At 72.9% G+C, this 17,994-nt stretch carries 17 protein-coding genes and 1 pseudogene; 12 read left to right on the top strand and 6 right to left on the bottom strand.

Translation table 11 applies throughout. The features are described from left to right. Nucleotides 1–201: 201 nt before the first annotated feature. Together ddaH and R2S09_RS25785 are read left to right on the top strand one after the other, a co-directional pair. A complete protein-coding gene (gene ddaH, locus R2S09_RS25780) occupies nucleotides 202–978 on the top strand; it encodes a dimethylargininase (protein ID WP_306192161.1) in 777 nt (258 codons plus the stop codon). Nucleotides 979–1,208: 230 nt separating this feature from the next. Next, nucleotides 1,209–2,183, top strand: coding sequence for an acyl-ACP desaturase (locus R2S09_RS25785; RefSeq protein ID WP_316743515.1), 975 nt, complete (start codon nucleotides 1,209–1,211; stop codon nucleotides 2,181–2,183). Nucleotides 2,184–2,223: 40 nt separating this feature from the next. On the opposite strand, the gene R2S09_RS25790 is transcribed toward R2S09_RS25785, so the two are convergent. Then, entirely contained in the window at nucleotides 2,224–2,469 is a 246-nt protein-coding gene (locus tag R2S09_RS25790; RefSeq protein WP_316743516.1) for a WhiB family transcriptional regulator, read from the bottom strand. Between the two features lie 208 nt (nucleotides 2,470–2,677). Between R2S09_RS25790 and R2S09_RS25795 the strand changes: the two genes are divergently transcribed. Continuing rightward, complete coding sequence (locus R2S09_RS25795; protein ID WP_316743518.1) at nucleotides 2,678–3,469, top strand: VOC family protein; 792 nt, start codon at nucleotides 2,678–2,680, stop codon at nucleotides 3,467–3,469. A gap of 10 nt (nucleotides 3,470–3,479) precedes the next feature. On the opposite strand, the gene R2S09_RS25800 is transcribed toward R2S09_RS25795, so the two are convergent. Further along, nucleotides 3,480–4,517, bottom strand: coding sequence for a LacI family DNA-binding transcriptional regulator (locus R2S09_RS25800; RefSeq protein ID WP_316743519.1), 1,038 nt, complete (start codon nucleotides 4,515–4,517; stop codon nucleotides 3,480–3,482). Nucleotides 4,518–4,610: 93 nt separating this feature from the next. Next, nucleotides 4,611–5,639 (bottom strand): non-homologous end-joining DNA ligase, encoded by a 1,029-nt coding sequence (gene ligD, locus R2S09_RS25805; protein ID WP_316743521.1) that lies wholly within the window; start codon nucleotides 5,637–5,639, stop codon nucleotides 4,611–4,613. Between the two features lie 74 nt (nucleotides 5,640–5,713). Here ligD and R2S09_RS25810 point away from each other — a divergent pair, with 74 nt between their 5' ends. Then, nucleotides 5,714–6,787: an ATP-dependent DNA ligase gene (locus R2S09_RS25810; RefSeq protein WP_316743523.1), complete on the top strand. Its 1,074-nt coding sequence runs from the start codon at nucleotides 5,714–5,716 to the stop codon at nucleotides 6,785–6,787. A gap of 15 nt (nucleotides 6,788–6,802) precedes the next feature. Here the strand turns inward: R2S09_RS25810 and R2S09_RS25815 are convergent, their stop codons facing one another. Both R2S09_RS25815 and R2S09_RS25820 read right to left on the bottom strand, forming a co-directional pair. After that, nucleotides 6,803–7,993, bottom strand: a complete 1,191-nt coding sequence (locus R2S09_RS25815) for a zinc-dependent alcohol dehydrogenase (RefSeq protein WP_316743525.1) — start codon at nucleotides 7,991–7,993, stop codon at nucleotides 6,803–6,805. A gap of 116 nt (nucleotides 7,994–8,109) precedes the next feature. Next, entirely contained in the window at nucleotides 8,110–8,574 is a 465-nt protein-coding gene (locus R2S09_RS25820) for a MarR family transcriptional regulator (protein WP_316743526.1), read from the bottom strand. A gap of 179 nt (nucleotides 8,575–8,753) precedes the next feature. On the opposite strand from R2S09_RS25820, the gene R2S09_RS25825 reads away from it, so the two are divergent. From R2S09_RS25825 to R2S09_RS25860, 8 genes and pseudogenes are all read left to right on the top strand, one after another. After that, nucleotides 8,754–9,536, top strand: coding sequence for a CoA transferase subunit A (locus tag R2S09_RS25825; protein WP_316743527.1), 783 nt, complete (start codon nucleotides 8,754–8,756; stop codon nucleotides 9,534–9,536). Continuing rightward, entirely contained in the window at nucleotides 9,536–10,183 is a 648-nt protein-coding gene (locus R2S09_RS25830) for a CoA transferase subunit B (protein ID WP_316743528.1), read from the top strand. The genes R2S09_RS25825 and R2S09_RS25830 overlap by 1 nt, the downstream gene beginning before the upstream one ends. Nucleotides 10,184–10,326: 143 nt before the next feature. Beyond that, nucleotides 10,327–10,508, top strand: a pseudogene (locus tag R2S09_RS25835) (3-oxoadipyl-CoA thiolase); the annotation flags it as partial. A 19-nt stretch (nucleotides 10,509–10,527) separates the two neighbouring features. Beyond that, nucleotides 10,528–11,301 carry a protocatechuate 3,4-dioxygenase subunit beta gene (gene pcaH / locus R2S09_RS25840; protein ID WP_316743529.1) on the top strand — a complete coding sequence of 258 codons (774 nt, stop codon included), beginning with the start codon at nucleotides 10,528–10,530 and terminating at the stop codon, nucleotides 11,299–11,301. A 5-nt stretch (nucleotides 11,302–11,306) separates the two neighbouring features. Then, nucleotides 11,307–11,909, top strand: coding sequence for a protocatechuate 3,4-dioxygenase subunit alpha (gene pcaG, locus R2S09_RS25845; protein WP_316743530.1), 603 nt, complete (start codon nucleotides 11,307–11,309; stop codon nucleotides 11,907–11,909). Then, nucleotides 11,906–13,258 carry a 3-carboxy-cis,cis-muconate cycloisomerase gene (pcaB, locus tag R2S09_RS25850; protein WP_316743532.1) on the top strand — a complete coding sequence of 451 codons (1,353 nt, stop codon included), beginning with the start codon at nucleotides 11,906–11,908 and terminating at the stop codon, nucleotides 13,256–13,258. The genes pcaG and pcaB overlap by 4 nt, the downstream gene beginning before the upstream one ends. Beyond that, nucleotides 13,255–14,370 carry a 3-oxoadipate enol-lactonase gene (gene pcaD, locus R2S09_RS25855; RefSeq protein ID WP_316743533.1) on the top strand — a complete coding sequence of 372 codons (1,116 nt, stop codon included), beginning with the start codon at nucleotides 13,255–13,257 and terminating at the stop codon, nucleotides 14,368–14,370. Before pcaB ends, pcaD begins: the two co-directional genes overlap by 4 nt. 64 nt (nucleotides 14,371–14,434) lie before the next feature. Continuing rightward, a complete protein-coding gene (locus R2S09_RS25860; RefSeq protein ID WP_316743534.1) occupies nucleotides 14,435–15,226 on the top strand; it encodes an SDR family NAD(P)-dependent oxidoreductase in 792 nt (263 codons plus the stop codon). 46 nt (nucleotides 15,227–15,272) lie between these two features. Here the strand turns inward: R2S09_RS25860 and R2S09_RS25865 are convergent, their stop codons facing one another. Then, nucleotides 15,273–17,951: an AAA family ATPase gene (locus R2S09_RS25865; RefSeq protein WP_316743535.1), complete on the bottom strand. Its 2,679-nt coding sequence runs from the start codon at nucleotides 17,949–17,951 to the stop codon at nucleotides 15,273–15,275. Nucleotides 17,952–17,994 lie beyond the last annotated feature (43 nt).

The following is a 17,994-nucleotide window of genomic DNA, read 5'->3' on the forward strand; positions in this document are numbered from 1 at the left end:
GCGAGACACCCCCTGGAGCCGCCGGCGCGGGAGTGCGCACCTGAAGGAGCGCGTCTCAGGAGGGCCACAGCCCGGCAACGGGGGGTTCAGTCCGCGCGCTCCGGTGACGCATGATGGCCAGTCGGTGCCCTGCCGCGCCTCGCGTCCGCAGGGCACCGGCACCACCACACCAGTACCGCCCCGCTCGATACGGAGACCCTCGTGCCCAGCCAGAAGGCCCTCGTCCGCCGCCCCGGCCCGCGCCTCGCCGAAGGGCTGGTGACGCACATCGAGCGGGAGACGGTCGACGTGGAGCTCGCGGCACGGCAGTGGGAGGCGTACGTCGAGGCGCTGCGGGCGAACGGCTGGGAGACGACCGAGGTCGAGCCGGCCGACGACTGCCCCGACGCGGTGTTCGTCGAGGACACCGTCGTGATGTACAAGAACGTTGCTCTGATCACCCGTCCCGGCGCCGAGTCGCGGCGCGCGGAGACCCCAGGGGTCGAGGAGGCGGTGGCACGGCTGGGCTGCTCGGTCAACTGGGTCTGGGAGCCGGGCACCCTGGACGGCGGCGACGTGCTGAAGGTCGGCGACACGATCTACGTGGGCCGTGGCGGGCGTACCGACGCGGCCGGGGTGCAGCAGCTGCGGGCCGTGTTCGAGCCGCTGGGCGCGCGGGTCGTGGCCGTCCCGGTCAGCAAGGTGCTGCACCTGAAGTCGGCGGTGACGGCGCTCCCGGACGGCACCGTCATCGGCCACATCCCGAAGGTGGACACGCCGTCGCTGTACCCGCGCTTCCTGCCTGTGCCGGAGGAGTCCGGCGGCCATGTGGTGCTGCTCGGCGGCGGCAGGCTGCTGATGGCCGCGAGCGCGCCGAAGACGGCCGAACTGCTGGGCGACCTCGGCTTCGAACCGGTCCTGGTGGACATCAGCGAGTTCGAGAAGCTGGAGGGGTGTGTGACATGCCTCTCGGTGCGGCTTCGGGAGTTGTACGCGTGACCGGGTGAGCCGATTCCTCGAGCGGCCCCGGGGACCTGCGGGTCCCCGGGGCCGCTCCGCCTGCGCGGCAGGCAGGGCCAACTCCCCCGGCTCGGCGGCCTGATCAGCGGTCTTTACGGCGAACTTAACCTACGGGTTCGTAACCTACGGCTTCGTAGCCTACGATCCCGTAGGTTCCGGCACCGCTCGCCGGTACGTCCCCCTTTCTTGTGCGTCCCCCTGGAGTTCCCGTGACGATCACTTCCCCGCACCTCGGCAGCCCGTCCGCCTGGACCGACGCCCGGCTGCTGTACGCACTGGAGGAAGTGGTCGAGAACGAACTCAACCGGCACCTGAAGGTCGCCAAGGACTGGATGCCGCACGAGTACGTGCCCTGGAGCGAGGGCCGCAACTTCCCCGGGCAGTTCGCGGACGGCGAGGCCTGGGACAAGGAGCAGTCCAAGGTCACGGAGGTCGGCCGGATCGCCCTCGTCGTCAACCTCCTGACCGAGGACAACCTGCCCAGCTACCACCACGAGATCGCCACCCTGTTCGGGCGCGACGGCGCCTGGGGCACCTGGGTGCACCGCTGGACGGCCGAGGAGGGCCGGCACGGCATCGTGATGCGCGACTACCTGCTCACCTCGCGCGCGGTCGACCCGGACAAGCTGGAGCAGTTCCGCATGGCGCACATGAGCGAGGGCTTCGAGTCCGACAACCGGCACTCGATGCTGCACTCGGTCGCCTACGTCGCCTTCCAGGAGCTCGCCACCCGCATCTCGCACCGCAACACCGGCCACCAGTCCGGCGATCCGGTCTGCGACCGCATGCTGGCCCGGATCGCGACCGACGAGAACCTGCACATGGTCTTCTACCGCAACCTGCTCAAGGCTGCCTTCGAGATCGCCCCCGACCCGACCATGCAGGCGGTGCGGGACGTGGTGGTCGACTTCCGCATGCCGGGCCACGGCATCCCCGGGTTCGAGCGGGCGGCGGCGCAGATGGCCATCGGCGAGGTCTACAACCTGCGCATCCACCACGACGACGTGCTCCAGCCGGTGCTGCGCTTCCTGAAGGTCATGGAGATCGACGGTCTCGGCCCCGAGGGGCGGCAGGCACAGGAGGAACTCGGCCTGTTCCTGGGCGGTCTGAACGCGGAGGCGGCCAGGTTCGACGAGAAGCTGGCCGCCCGCAAGGCGCGCATGGCGGCCCGCGCCGGGGCCTGAGCGAATCGGCCGGAACCGCGGCCGAACCGCTCAGTGCCCCCTAGGGGGTCACCCGCCGCAGGCTCTGCCGTTCCTTTTCGGACAGTCCGCCCCAGACTCCGAAGCGTTCGTCGTTCGCCAGCGCGTACTCCAGACAGGCCGAGCGCATCTCGCACATGCCGCAGATGCGCTTGGCCTCGCGCACGGAGCTGCCCGGCTCGGGAAAGAAGAAGTCGGCCCCGGTCTGCGCGCACAGCGCCTGGGCCTGCCAGGCGGGGTCGGCCGGAGTGAGGGTCTCGATGTGCATGAGCGAGATCGTGCCGGACGGCGAAAAACGTTCGATCAACGCCGGATCAACACCGCGAACAGAGGCCGCCCGCAGTCTCGATGATGGCGCCGCGACCGGGGCCCGCGCACGGCGGCGCGCCCGAGGAAGGCGGGCGACACGCGATCGTCAGTGGGCGGTGCGAGACTCGGCAGAGCAGACAACGGGTCTCTTCCCAAGGAGGGCAGCGATGCTCACCACCCGTTTCGTGGACGGCGCTCCGAACTGGATCGATGTCGGCACCCCCGACATCGACGGCGCCCGCTCCTTCTACGCCGCGCTGTTCGGCTGGCAGTTCCGGTCCGCGGGGCCCGAGGCTGGCGGCTACGGCTTCTTCCAGCTGGACGGCCGGACCGTGGCCGGCGGCATGCAGACCACGGCCGAGCAGGGTCCGCCCGCCTGGACCGTGTACTTCCAGAGCTCCGACGCGGAGGCGACCGCGAAGACGGCCGAACAGGCGCACGGCAGGGTGCTGGTGCGGCCCATGGACGTGATGGGCGAGGGCCACATGGCGATCCTCGCCGACCAGGCGGGCGTGCCGTTCGGTCTCTGGCAGCCGGGGCGGATCAGGGGTGTGGACCTGGCCGGTGACCCGGGCTCGCTGTGCTGGGTCGAGCTGTACACGCCGGACATCGCGGCGGCCGCCGCGTTCTACCACAAGGTCCTGCGCCTGGAGACCTCTGCCGCCCCCTTCCCCGGCGGCACGTACACATGTGTCAACCCCGCCGAGGGCGGCGAGGACGCAGTGTTCGGCGGCCTCGTCCCGCTGGCCGACGACCCGACCGAGGCGGAGGCCGGCCCGTACTGGCTGCCGTACTTCGAGGTCGAGGACGCGGACGCCACGGTCGCCCGGGCCCTGGAGCGGGGCGGCACGGTCCGCCGGGCCGCCGCCGACGTCCCGGGCGTCGGCCGCATCGCCCGCCTCGCCGACCCCTACGGCGCGCGCTTCGCGGTCATCAAGAGCGCCCCGCAGCAGGCATGAGGGTCCCGGTCTACGCGGAGGCGCGCCGCACCAGGGTGGTCGGCAGGACGACACTGGCGGGCGCGGCCGCCGTCGCCTCTCCGGCGCCCTGCCGGTCGAGGCCGCGCAGCAGCAGACGGGCCATCAGCCGGCCCATCTCCTCGATGCCCTGACGGACGGTCGTCAGCGGTGGGTCGGTCTGCTCGGCGACGGGCAGCATGTCGTCGAAACCGACCACCGCGACGTCCTCCGGCACCCGCAGCCCGCGCTCGCGGAGCACGCGCAGGGCACCGGCGGCGGTCAGGTCGTTGGCGGCGAACACCGCGTCGAGGTCGGGGCAGCGGTCCAGGAGCTCCCGCATGGCGCGCTCGCCTCCGGCGGGCGTGAAGTCGCTCTCCACGATCAGCCGAGGGTCGGCGCCGGCCGTGACGTCCCGGTAACCGTCCAGCCGGTCCACCGCCGAGGTCTGGTCCAGGACGCCGGAGATGTGCCCGATCCGCGTCCGGCCGAGCTCGACGAGGTGCCGTACCGCCTGCCGCGCGCCGCCCCGGTTGTCGCTGTCGACGTACACCACGTCCCGGGTGCCCTCGCTCCAGCCGGGCCGCCCGCCGAACACGGTCGGCACCCCGGCGCGCTGGATCAGGCCGGGCAGCGGGTCGTCGAGGTGGAGGGAGAAGACGAGCGCGCCGTCGACGTGGCCGCCCGCGAGGTAGCGGCCGACCCGGGTGTGGTCGTCACGCCCCTCGGTGAGCAGGAGCACGAGCTGGGAGTCGTGCGCCGTCAGTTCCTTGCTGATCCCGCGCAGCTGGAGCGCGAAGAACGGGTCGGCGAAGACGCGGGTCTCCGGTTCGGCGATGACGACGGCGACGGCGTCGTGGCGCTTGGTCACCAGGCTGCGGGCCGCCTGGTTCGGCACGTATCCCAGTTCCTCCACGGCCCGCCGGACCCGCTCGGCCAGCGGCTGCCTGACTCCGTCCGACCCGTTCACCACCCGGGAGACGGTGGCCCGCGACACCCCCGCCCGCGCGGCCACGGCCTCCAGCGTGGGACGCGACGCTGTCTCGGTCACTTCGGGCTCTCCTCACCGGCGGTTGCGGATCAGGATAGCCCCGGCCCGCGGCGATCCTGAGAGCGCTCTCGCACCAGGCGACCGGCAGGGGCCCTACGGCTCCGGGGAGGCCTTCGCGCGCCGGGCCCGGCTCGGCTGCACCCGCTTGGGCTCGCCCGGCATCTTCGGGTACTCCGGCGGATAGGGCAGGTCGCCGAGGCCGTGGTCGCGCTCGTCCTGCGCGGCCAGTTCCAGCAGCGCCTCCAGGGAGAAGGCGTGGTCGTCCATGTCGGCGTGCACGTCGCCCAGTTCGGCGTACCGGGCGGGCATGGTCGCGATGTCGAAGTCCTGGGGGCGGGCGGCGCCCACCTCGTCCCAGCGCAGGGGGGCCGAGACGGGGGCGTCGGGGCGGGGGCGTACGGAGTAGGCGGAGGCGATGGTGCGGTCGCGGGCGGTCTGGTTGTAGTCGACGAAGATGCGGGCCCCGCGTTCCTCCTTCCACCACTTGATCGTCACCTGCTCCGGCATCCGCCGCTCCATCTCCCGGCCGAGGGCGATGGCGGCCCGCCGCACCTGGGTGAAGGTCCAGCGGGGTTCGATGGGCACGAACACATGCAGGCCGCGGCCGCCGGAGGTCTTGGGCCAGCCGCGCAGGCCGCCGAACTCCTCCAGCACTCCGCGCAGTTCGTGGGCGGCGCGGACGGCGTCGTCGTAGTCGGTGCCGGGCTGCGGGTCGAGGTCGATGCGCAGTTCGTCGGGGTGGTCGACGTCGTCGCGCCGTACCGGCCAGGGGTGGAAGGTGAGGGTGCCGTACTGGGCGGCCCACACCACGGCGGCCTCCTCGGTGGGGCACATCTCGTCGGCGCTGCGGCCGCTGGGGAAGGTGATGTGGGCGGTCGGGATCCAGTCGGGCATGCCCTTGGGCGCCCGCTTCTGGAAGAACCACTCCCCGGTGATGCCGTCGGGGTAGCGCTCCAGGGTGGTGGGGCGGTCGCGCAGGGCGCGCAGGATGCCGGGGGCGACCGCCTGGTAGTAGCGGGCGACGTCCAGCTTGGTGTAGCCGCGCTCCGGGAAGAAGACCTTGTCCGGGCTGGACAGCCGTACCGTCCGGCCGGCCACGTCAAGTTCCACCGCATCACCCATGCGAGCCACGGTAGGCGTACGCCGCACACCTCGCACACCGGGCGAACGGCATCGCAATCGCGCACAATCTCAGCATGGATCTGCCCGTGATGCCCCCTGTGAAGCCGATGCTCGCCAAGTCGGTGGCGAAGATCCCGGCGGGCATGCAGTACGAGGCTAAGTGGGACGGGTTCCGGGCGATCGTGTTCCGCGACGGCGCCGAGGTCGAGCTGGGCAGCCGCACCGGAAAGCCGCTGACCAGGTACTTCCCGGAGCTGGTGAAGGCCCTGAAGGAGCGTGTGCCCGAGCGCTGCGTGCTGGACGGGGAGATCGTGATCGCCCGGGAGGGCCATCTGGACTTCGACGCGCTGACCGAGCGCATCCACCCGGCCGACTCGCGGGTGCGCATGCTGGCCGAGCGGACCCCCGCGTCCTTCGTGGCGTTCGACCTGCTCGCGCTGGACGACGAGTCGCTGCTCGACGTGCCGCTGTCGGACCGGCGGGCGCTGCTGGTCAGGGCGCTGGCGGAGGCGACCGCCCCGGTGCACGTGGCACCCGCGACGACCGACGTCGAGGTAGCGCGGCGGTGGTTCGAGGAGTACGAGGGGGCGGGTCTGGACGGGGTGATCGCCAAGCCGCCGGAGGTGCGCTACCTCCAGGACGAGCGGGCCATGTTCAAGGTCAAGCACGAGCGCACGGCGGATGTGGTGGTCGCCGGATACCGGCTCCACAAGAGCGGTCCCGTGGTCGGTTCGCTGCTGCTCGGCCTGTACGACGACCACGGCAGGCTCCAGCATGTGGGCGTGTCGGCCGCGTTCCCGATGAAGCGCCGCGCCGAGCTGATCGAGGAGCTGGCGCCGCTGCGGATGGACGATGTGGCGGGGCACCCGTGGGCGGCCTGGTCCGACGAGGCGGCCCACGAGTCGGCCCGGCTGCCGGGCGCGCCGAGCCGCTGGTCGGGCAGGAAGGACCTGTCCTGGGTGCCGCTCAGGCCGGAGCGGGTGGCGGAGGTGGCGTACGACCACATGGAGAACGGGGCGCGGTTCCGGCACACGGCGCGCTTCCGCCGCTGGCGCCCGGACCGCACCCCGGAAAGCTGCACCTACGCCCAGCTGGAGGAGCCGGTCCGCTACGACCTCGCGGAGATCCTCGGCTCCCGGCCCCGCTGAGCCGGGGCGTCGTCGTCAGGGTGTCATCAGCACCTTGATCGCGCCGTCCTGCTTGCGCTGGAACATCTCGTACGCGTGCGGCGCGTCCGCGAGCGGCAGCCGGTGCGTGGCGAAGTCGTCGACACCGAGCGGGTCCTCGTCGGTGAGGTAGGGCAGGATGTCGTCGATCCAGCGGCGTACGTTGGCCTGGCCCATCCGGATCTGGAGCTGCTTGTCGAAGAGGGTGAGCATCGGCATCGGGTCGGCCGAGCCGCCGTAGACACCGGTGAGCGAGAGGGTGCCGCCGCGGCGCACCAGGTCGATGGCCATGTGGAGGGCGGAGAGCCGGTCCACGCTGAAGCGTTCGGAGAGCGGGCCGCTCAGAACCCGCGGCATGGCGGACGCCGTCTGCTGGACGAGCCGGGCGACATGACTGCCGTGCGCCTCGGTGCCGACGGCGTCGATCACGGCGTCGGGGCCGCGCCCGCCGGTCTCGTCGTGGATCGCGGCCACGAGTTCCTTCTCGTGATCGAAGTCGCGCAGGTCGTACGTCTCCACTCCGCGCCGGCGCGCCCGTGCCAGCCGCTCCGGGACCAGGTCCACGCCGAACACCCGCTCGGCGCCGCGCGCCTTGGCGATCCGGCAGGCCATGTCCCCGATCGGGCCGAGGCCCAGTACGGCGACGGTGCCGCCCCTGGGGACGTCGGCGTAGGCGACGGCCTGCCAGGCGGTGGGCAGGACGTCGGAGAGGTAGACGAAACGGTCGTCGGCCGGCCCCTGGGGAACCTTGATCGGGCCGTAGTGCGCCTGCGGGACACGCAGATACTCGGCCTGGGCGCCCGGTACGGCGCCGTACAGACGGGTATAGCCGAACAATGCGGCGCCCATGCCCTCGCTGGTGACCTGGGTGGTCTCGCACTGGGTCTGCAGGCCGGCGGAGCACATGAAGCAGTGGCCGCAGGAGATCTGGAACGGCACGACGACCCGGTCGCCGGGTTTCAGATTCGGAACCTCCGGCCCCACCTCCTCGACGATGCCCATCGGCTCGTGGCCGAGGACGTCGCCCGGTGTCATGAACGGGGTGAGCACCTCGTACAGGTGCAGGTCCGAGCCGCACAGGCCGGTCGAGGTGATCCGGATGACGGCGTCCGTCGGCTCCTGGATCTTCGGATCGGGAACGTCGTCCACCCGGACGTCGCGCTTGCCCTGCCAGGTCACTGCCTTCATGTGTGGCGCCCCTTTCCGCCGTGGTCCGTCGCCTTCGCGCACGCCCGGGTACCCGGGCGGAGACGGGCGAACCGGCGAGAGGGGTGGGGAGGAGTCCGGGACGGGCGGCGACGGAGTCAGAACGGCGCGGCCGTGCGTTCCCCCGGGTTGCGCAGTTCCTCGGCCGCGTCCGCGACCCTGCGGATGAGGTCGAAGAACCGGGTCTGCTCCTCGGCGCTGAGCGGGGCCAGGAAGACCTGGTTCATCCGGGCCGTGCGGACGGTGAGCTTGCGGTGGGTCCGCTCGCCCTCCTCGGTCAACCGCAGCAGGAAGCGGCGGCCGTCCTGCGGGTCGCGGACCTTGTCGAGCAGTCCCCGGCGGCAGAGCCTGCTGATGAGCTCGGCGATGGTGGACCGGTCGAGGCCCACCCGCTCCCCCACCGTGCGCTGGTCGAGCCCGGGCTCGGCGACGAGCGCGTTCAGGACCGCGAACTGCGGCGAGGTGATCTCCTCGGAGACCATCGTGTTCCACAGCAGGTAGTGGGCCTGCTGGAGCCGCCGGGCCAGGTGCCCGGGGTGGGTGGTCAGGTCCACCGCGGCCATATGCACTCCCTGATCGATTCATCGGTGCACTGAACAATACTCGGCGATCCCCCTCCTGTCGTGCACCTGGATCAGAGATTCTTCAACGTCTTGACGGTGCTGACCTCCGGTGGCAACGTGAGGCCATATCGCTGAATTACTCAGTGCCCTGATTAATCGCGGAGAGATGGGCTTCACGGATGGACAAGGTGGTCGCCACGGCCGTGGAGGCGGTGGCCGACGTGCCGGACGGCGCGTCGCTGGCGGTGGGCGGATTCGGGCTGAGCGGCGTGCCGAACGTGCTGATCCAGGCGCTGTACGAGCGCGGGATCGGCGGCCTGTCGGTCGTCTCCAACAACTGCGGTGCCCTGGACTCCGGTCTCGCGGTGCTGCTCGCGGCCGGGCGGATCGCCCGGGTGACCGGCTCCTACATCGGCGCGAACAAGGAGTTCGCCCGCCAGTACCTGGCCGGTGAACTGGAGGTGGAGATGATCCCGCAGGGCACGCTGGCCGAGCGGCTGCGGGCCGGCGGCGCGGGCATCCCCGCCTTCTTCACCCCGGCCGGCGTCGGCACCCAGGTCGCCGACGGCGGACTGCCCTGGCGCTACGACGGACAGGGCGGGGTGGCGCTCGCCTCGCCGCCCAAGGAGGTGCGCGAGTTCGACGGCGTCCAGTACGTGCTGGAGCGCGGCATCCGCACCGACTTCGCCCTGGTCCGGGCGGCGAGGGGCGACCGTCACGGCAACCTGGTCTTCAACAAGTCCTCCCGCAACTTCAACCCGCTGGCCGCGATGGCCGGCAAGGTCACGATCGCCGAGGTGGAGGAACTGGTCGAACCCGGCGAGCTGGACCCGGACGCGGTGCATCTGCCGGGCGTCTTCGTGCAGCGCGTGGTCGCGCTGACCCCGGAGCAGGCGGCGGAGAAGCAGATCGAGAAGCGGACGGTTTCCGCGCCCGAGGCGCGAGGGACGGTGAGTGCGTGATGGCCTGGACGCGTGAGGAGATGGCCGCCCGTGCGGCGCGCGAGCTGCGCGACGGCCAGTACGTCAACCTGGGCATCGGACTGCCCACCCTGATCCCCAACCACCTGCCCGAGGGCGTCGAGGTGATCCTGGAGTCGGAGAACGGCATCCTGGGCACCGGCCCGTACCCCACCGAGGAGCAAGTCGACCCCGATCTGATCAACGCGGGCAAGGAGACCGTCACGGTCCTGCCGGGGGCCTCGTTCTTCGACTCCGCGCTGTCCTTCGCGATGATCCGGGGCGGGCACATCGACGTCGCCGTGCTGGGCGCCATGCAGGTCTCCGCCACCGGCGACCTGGCGAACTGGGCCGTCCCCGGCAAGATGATCACCGGGATCGGCGGTGCGATGGACCTGGTCCACGGCGCCCGTACCGTCATCGTCGTCATGACGCACACCGCGAAGGACGGCTCACCGAAGATTCTCGAGCGATGCCTCCTGCCCCTGACCGGCAAGGCCTGCGTCGACCGGATCATCACCGACCTCGGCGTCCTGGACGTCACCGCCGACGGACTCGTCCTCGTCGAGACCGCGCCGGGCGTCTCCGTCGAGGAGATCACCGCCAGGACCCACGCCAAGGTCCGTGTCCCGCAGGAGCTCCAGCGATGAAGGACGTCTGTCTCGTCGACGCGGTCCGCACCCCGATCGGCCGCTACAACGGCGGCCTGGCGAGTGTGCGCCCGGACGGCCTGGCCGCCCACGCCGTCCGCGAACTCCTCGCCGGCAGCCCACGGCTGGACCCGGCGCGGATCTTCGACCCGGCGATCCTCAACCCGCGGGGCGGCGCGATCGCCCTCGGCCACCCCCTCGGCGCCTCCGGCGCCCGGCTCGCCGGCACCGTCGCCACCAGATCGCCCGCAAGGGCTCCGGAACCGGCGTCGCCACCCTCCGCATCGGCGTCGGCCAGGGCCTGGCCCTCGTCCTCGAACGCTAAGGAAGCGTCAGGTACCCCCATGGCTCTCACGCAGCACGACATCGACCAGGAGATCGCGGCCGAGCACGCCGCGTACGACAAGCGCCTCGCCGAAGGCGCGCCGGTCGAGCACCACCCGCGCCGCGACTACGCGCCCTACCGCTCCTCCGTGCTCCGCCACCCCGAGCAGCCGCCGGTCGCCATCGACGTCAGCAAGGACCCCGAGCTGGTCGAGCTGTCCTCGCCCGCCTTCGGCGAGCGGGACATCACCGGGATCGACAACGACCTCACCCGGCAGCACACCGGGGAGCCGGTCGGCGAGCGGATCACCGTCTCCGGGCGGCTGCTGGACCGCGCCGGGCGCCCGGTGCGCGGCCAGCTCGTCGAGATCTGGCAGGCCAACTCCGCCGGCCGCTACGCCCACCAGCGCGAGCAGCACGACGCCCCGCTCGACCCCAACTTCAGCGGCGTGGGCCGCACCCTGACCGACGCGGACGGCTGCTACCGCTTCACCACCGTCCAGCCGGGCCCGTACCCGTGGCGCAACCACGTCAACGCCTGGCGTCCGGCGCACATCCACTTCTCGGTCTTCGGCTCGGCGTTCACCCAGCGGCTGGTGACGCAGATGTACTTCCCGAACGACCCGCTCTTCCCCTACGACCCGATCCTGCAGTCCGTCACGGACGACGCCGCCCGGCAGCGGCTGGTCGCCACCTACGACCACAGCCTGTCGGTGCCGGAGTTCTCGCTCGGCTACCACTGGGACATCGTGCTGGACGGCCCGCACGCCACCTGGATCGAAGAAGGACGCTGACTGCCATGACGAAGATCGACACCAGCGGCCCGGAGGACGTGCTGCCCACTCCGTCGCACACGGTGGGCCCCTTCTACGGCTACGCGCTCCCGTTCCGCGGCGGCGAGGAGATCGCGCCCCTGGGCCATCCGGACACGATCACCGTGCACGGGTACGTGTACGACGGTGAGGGGCGCCCCCTGCCCGACGCGCTGCTGGAGGTGTGGGGCCCCGGCCCGGACGGCAGGCTGCCGGCCGTCGACGGCTCGATGCGGCGCGACCCGGCGTCCGGTGGCTTCCTCGGCCGCAACGGCGTGGAGTTCACCGGGTTCGGGCGGATCCAGACCGACGCCGACGGCCACTGGTACGTACGGACGCTGCGGCCCGGCGCGCGCGGGCAGAACGCGCCCTACCTCAGCGTGTGCGTGTTCGCGCGCGGCCTGCTCGTGCACCTGTTCACCCGGATCTATCTGCCGGGCGACGCGACGGCGGCGGCCGACCCGCTGCTCTCCCGGCTGGACGAGCGGCGACGCGGCACGCTGATCGCCGGGGACGAGGGCAACGGGACCTACCGTTTCGACATCCGCCTTCAGGGCGAGGGCGAGACGGTCTTCCTGGAGTTCCAGTGACATCACCGGCATCACCGGCATCGTCCGCCGAGGCCGATGCGGGACTGCTCGGGCCCGGCTGGGCCGGCTCCCCCGCCGCGTCCGCGACGAGCGACACCGCCTTCCTGCGGGCGCTGCTCGACGCGGAGGCCGCCCTCACCCGGGCGCAGGCCGCGCTCGGTCTGGCCCCGGCCGAGGCGGCGGACGCGGTGACCCGGGCGGCCGACCCGGCCCGCTTCGACGTGCGCGCGCTCGCCGAGCGCGCCCGCGCGGGCGGCAACCCGGTGATCCCGCTGGTCGCGGACCTGACCCGGGCCGTGGGCGAGGAGTACGGCCCCCATGTCCACCGGGGCGCGACCAGCCAGGACATCATGGACACGGCGACGATGCTGGTGGCCGTACGCACCCTGGACCCGGTCCTCGCCGACCTGGCCCGCACCGAGGCGGCGCTGGCCCGGCTGGCCCGCGAGCACCGCGGCACGGTGATGCCCGGCCGGACGCTGACCCAGCACGCCGTGCCGACCACGTTCGGCCTGAAGGCGGCCGGCTGGCGGTCGCTGGTGCTGGACGCCCGGGACCGGATCACCCGGGTACGGGACACGCTGCCCGCCCAACTCGGCGGCGCGGCCGGGACGCTGGCGGCCTTCGCCGCGTACGGCGCCGACGACACGACGGCGCTGACGGCGGCCTACGCCCGGGAACTCGGCCTGTGCGCACCGCTGCTGCCCTGGCACACGCTGCGCACCCCCGTCGCCGACCTCGCCGGATGCCTCGCCTTCACGGCCGGGGCGCTGGGGAAGGCGGCGGCGGACGTGCTGGTGCTCTCCCGTACGGAGATCGCGGAGCTGGCGGAGGGCAGCGGCGGCGGCTCCTCGGCCATGCCGCACAAGGCGAACCCGGTGCGCGCCACCCTGATCGCGGCGGCCGCCCGGCGCGCCCCGCAGCTCGCGGCCACGCTGTACGGCTCGCTCGCGGCGGAGGACGAGCGCCCGGCGGGCGCCTGGCACGCCGAGTGGGAGCCGCTGCGCGACCTGCTGCGGCTGGTCGGCGGCGCGGCCCGCGACGCGGCGGAGCTGACGGAGGGGCTGCGGGTGGACTCCGATGCCATGCGCGCCCATCTCGGTCTCACCCACGGGCTGATCGTCTCCGAGCGGCTGTCGGCCGAGCTGGCCCCGCTGCTCGGCCGCGCCCGCGCCAAGGAGCTGCTCACCGAACTCGCGCGCCGCACCTACACGGAAGGCCGCCACCTCAATGAACTCTTCGCCGAACAGCCGGAGTTGAAGGACATCGACCCCGGCCGGACCACCGACCCCACCCGCTACACCGGCTCCGCAGGAGCCCTCACCGACCGCGCCCTGGAGCGACATTGACTCTGCACCACCTGGCCGAAGGCCCCACCAGTGCTCCCCCGCTGCTGCTCGGACCGTCGCTCGGCACGTCGTACAGGCTGTGGGACAAGGTCGCCCCGGAGCTGGCGGTCTCCCACCGGGTGGTCCGCTGGGACCTGCCCGGGCACGGCGGTTCGGCGGCGGACCTCGTCGGTGCGGGCGCGACCGTCGCGGACCTCGCCGAACTGGTGCTTGGACTCGCGGACGTGCTCGGCATCGAGCGGTTCGCCTACGCGGGCGTCTCGCTGGGCGGCGCGGTGGGGTTGCATCTGGCCGTGCACCACCCCGAGCGGGTGGCGTCCCTGGCGGTGATCTGCTCCTCCGCGCACTTCGGTGGCGAGAAGGCGTGGCGGGAGCGGGCCGAGCGGGTCCGGCGCGAGGGCCTGGACTGGTTGGTCGCCGGGGCGGACGCCCGGTGGTTCGCGGGCGACTTCACCGTGCCGGAGCTGGTCCGGGACCACCGGGAGGCCGACCCGGAGGCGTACGCCGCCTGCTGCGACGCGCTGGCCGACTTCGACCTGACCGACCGGCTGGGCCGGATCGGCGCGCCCACGCTGCTGATCGCCGGCCGCGAGGATCCGGCCACGCCTCCCGCGCATCTGCGGCAGATCGCGGACGCGGTGCCGGGTGCGGCGCTGACGGAGATCCCGGGGGCGTCCCACCTGGCGCCCGCCCAGTGCCCGGAGGCCGTCCTGGCCGCGCTGCGCACCCACCTGGACGGTGTGCCCCGGCGGGGCACGGAGGTGCGGCGTGAGGTGCTCGGCGACGCGCACGTGGACCGGGCGCAGAGCCGGCAGACCCCGTTCACGGCCCGCTTCCAGGACTTCATCTCCCGCTACGCGTGGGGCGAGATCTGGACCGATCCGACGCTGACCCGCCGCGAGCGCAGCATGATCACCATGACGGCGCTGGTCGCGCACGGCCACTACGACGAGCTGGCGCTACATGTGCGGGCGGCGCGCCGCAACGGGCTCACGCCGGAGGAGATCGGCGCGGTGCTGCTGCAGAGCGCCGTGTACTGCGGGGTCCCGGCGGCGAACTCGGCGTTCGCGGTGGCCCAGCGGGTGCTGGCCGAGGAGTCCGGCGAAGGGTGACCCTGCCGGTCATACCCTCGACGGCAGCACCCGGGCGGGCGGCCGGTGTGCCTACGGTGGGGGCATGTCCACTGTTCTGATCACCGGTGCCACCTCCGGTCTCGGCCGGTATGTCGCCTTCGAGCTGGTCCGCTCCGGGCACGTCGTTCTCGCCCACGGCCGGGACCCGGGCCGCACCGAGCGGCTGGTCGAGGAGCTGCGCGCCGAGGGCGAGGCGGCGGGGTTCGTCGCCGACCTCGCCTCTCTGGCGCAGGTGCGCGAGCTGGGGGCCGAGGTCGCACAGGCGTACCCCGGGCTGGACGTGCTGGTCAACAACGCGGGCGTGGGCAGCGGCGGGCCGGACTCCGCGCGCGAGGTCAGCGGAGACGGGCACGAGCTGCGGCTGGCGGTGAACTACCTCGCGCCGGTCGTGCTGACCCGGTCGCTGCTGCCGGTGCTGCGGAGGAACGCACCGGCCCGGATCGTGAACGTCGGCTCGGCCGGCCAGGAGCCGCTCGACTTCGCCGATCCCGAGCTGACCCGCGGCTACACCGGTGTGGCCGCGTACTGCCGCAGCAAGTTCGCGCTCGCCGCCCACACCTTCTCCCTCGCCGAGGAGCTGGCGGGCACCGGTGTCGCGGTGAACGTGCTGCATCCGGCGACCTATATGGACACGTCCATGGTGCGGGCGGCCGGCATCGAGCCCTGGAACACGGTCGCCGACGGCGCGCCCGGCGTTCTCGCCCTGGCCACCCGCGACCTGGGCTCCGGCCGCTACTTCGACGGCACGCGTCCGGCGCGGGCGCACCAGGGGGCCTACGACCCGGAGGTACGGGCGCGCCTGGCGGCAGTGACCGAGCAGCTGCTCGGCCTGTGAGCCGGGGCCCGGTCGACAGCCCGGGGGGCTCCCCGGCGGTGCACGCCTACCGCAGCCCCCGCCCCGACTCCAGCACCTCGCGGGCCTGGGCGACCAGTCCGTCCGCGCCGCAGGAGCGCGCCAGCGCCAGTCCGCGTTCGAGTTCGGCGACCGAGCGGGAGGCGATGCCGTACTCGACGCGGGCGGCGGCGTGTTCGTACTGGCACGGGGAGGCTTCGAGGTAGGTGACGGCCTGGGCGGCCAGGCGGACCGCGCGCTGGCCGGTCTCCAGGGCGGCGGCGCAGCGCAGCGCCTCTCCTATCGCGGTGTCGGTGCCGAACCGCTCGGCCTGGCGGCGCACGTCGGCGGCGAGCCGGGCGGCCCGGGCCGGGTCCTCGGCGGCGAGAGCGCGGGCGAGGTCTCCCGCCCAGGGCACCATGACCGGGTTGTGGTGGCCGCGCAGGGCCGCCGCCTTCTCGGCGGCCTCCAGTTCGTTGACGCCGTCCTTGGTGTGGCCCGCGGCGAGCAGGAGTCTGCCGCGGACGCTGCGCGGGTCGGGGATCACGATGGTGGACGGGTAGGGCGGGTCGAACCCGTACCGCTCGGCGACCTCCCAGGCCTCCTCTGCATAACCGCGGGCGAGCAGCGTGTCGACGAGGTTGCAGGTGGCGGTCCAGTACAGGGGAAGCCCGCGGCCGACCCGCTCGGCGAGCCGCAGTGACTCGCGCAGCGCCGCCTCCGCCTCCCTCAGCCGGCCGCGCCTGCGGTGGCCGAGGCCGACGTAGGCGTGTGCGAGGGCGAGGTGGCCGCCGCTCCAGCCGGCGGTCTCGTAGGCGCGCAGTGCCTCGTTGTAGAGGGTCTCGGCCCGGTCGAGGCGGTCGCTGTAGGCGTAGGCGCTGGCGAGCATCAGCAGCAGTTCGATGCCCCACTCGGTGTCGGTCCAGCCGAGTCCCGGAGCGAGGCGGCCGTTGACGAGGGCGCGGTCGCACAGTTCGACGACCTCCTCGGCGTTCTCGCCGCGGGTCATGGCGTCGAAGCCGCGCAGGATCAGCAGGGCCCGCTCGGAGTTGTCGCGTCCGGTGCAGCCGGCGGCGAGTTCGGCGAGGTGCTCGGAGCGGCCCGATGAGATCGTCTCGCCGGCGTGCAGGCCCTCCCACATGTACTGCACGGCGTGCAGGCGCAGCCGGGTGGGTCCGGGTGTGTGGCGGGCGGCCTCGGCCTCGACCGTGCGGACGGCCTCCTCCAGCTGGTTGTTGTGGAGCAGGGCCTGGGAGAGCCGCCAGACTGCGTCGACCCGGGTCTCGCCGTCCAGGCCGGACATGCCCAGGGCCAGTTGAAGGTGCTCGATGGTGGTGGCGGGGGCGGTCAGGAGGGTGGCGCAGCCCAGTTCGTAGAGCACGCGGGCGTGGACGTCGGGGGTGGGCGGTTCCAGCAGGGCGCGCTCCAGGCAGCGGCGGGCCGCGTCCGGAGCGCCGACGGCGAGGTGTTCGCGGGCGGCCTTGCGCAGCTGTTCGACGAGTTCCTCGTCGTCGTCCGGGTGGACCTGGAGCAGGTGCCGGGAGGCCGCGGCGGCGCCGTACCCGGAGTCGGCGACGACCTGGGCGGCGATGCCGTGCATGGCGGTGCGCAGGGCGTCCGGGATGGAGTCGTAGACGGCGGTGGCGATGAGCGGGTGCACGAACTCCAGCTCCGCCTCGCCGCCGCGGGCGGTCGCCGGGTCGGGTTCGGTGAGGATGCGGGCGCCGCGCAGCAGGTCGGCGCAGCGCAGCGCGTCGTCGCGGCTCATGGTGGCGAGCCGGGCGACGAGGTCCACGGAGATGCCGGTGCCCAGGATGGCGGCGGCCCAGGCGAACCGGGTGGCGTCGATGCCGAGTTCCTCCAGGCGCGCGACGAGTCCGCCGCCGCGGGCCGCGCGGTTCAGGTCGCGCAGTTCTCCGGCCCGGGCCTCGACCGGCTCGAGTTCGCTGTCGCGCACCTTGGCGAGGAGTTCGACGGTCTCGTAGGGGTTGCCGCCGGTGACGGCCCACACCTCGCGGCAGAACGGGGCGTCCGCGTGCGGGCCGAGGGCGGTGCGGGTGAGTCCGGCGGTGGCCTCGGGGGTCAGGGCGCTCAGGGTGCTCACGCCCGCGGCGGCGGCGACCGCGTCCAGCCGCTGGGCGCTCTGCCCGCTCACCTCGCCGGACCTACGGGTCACCACGACCAGGACGGACAGGTCGTCGAGGCGTTCGGCGAACGCGGCGAGCCAGCGCAGGGTCTCCTCGTCGGCCCAGTGGGCGTCGTCGATCATCAGCACCAGGGGCCAGTCGCGCTTGGCCAGCCGGCGCACCGCGGCGACCAGGCCGTCGCACACGCCCTGCGGGTCCGCCTGCCGGTCGCCGGGTTCCGTTATGCCGAGGGCGGGCCCGGCGATGCCGTACCAGTCGCCGAGGTACTCGCGGGCCTCCTCCGGCATCAGCGTTATCAGGGCGGGCTGCAGCAACTGGCGTACCACGTTGAACGGGACGGAGCGGAGGATCTCGCCGCCGCGCGCGGACCACACGGTGCAGCCGCGCTCCTCGGCGATCCGCCGGGTCTCGGCCAGCAGGGCGGTCTTGCCGAGTCCGGCATCGCCCTGGAAGACCAGCAGGCCTCCGGTGGACGAGCGGTCGGAGCACAGTGTGTCCACCGCGCGCCGGACGGCGGTGACTTCCTCGTCGCGCTCCCACAGGGAAGCCGAGGCGGCCGCACCCGACCGTACCTCCGTCATCCCGCTACCTCCCCAAGTCGCCCGAACGACGTACGATCCCGAG

Origin of the sequence: Streptomyces sp. MK7 (assembly GCF_032658145.1) — a bacterium.
Lineage (GTDB): Bacteria > Actinomycetota > Actinomycetes > Streptomycetales > Streptomycetaceae > Streptomyces > Streptomyces spiralis.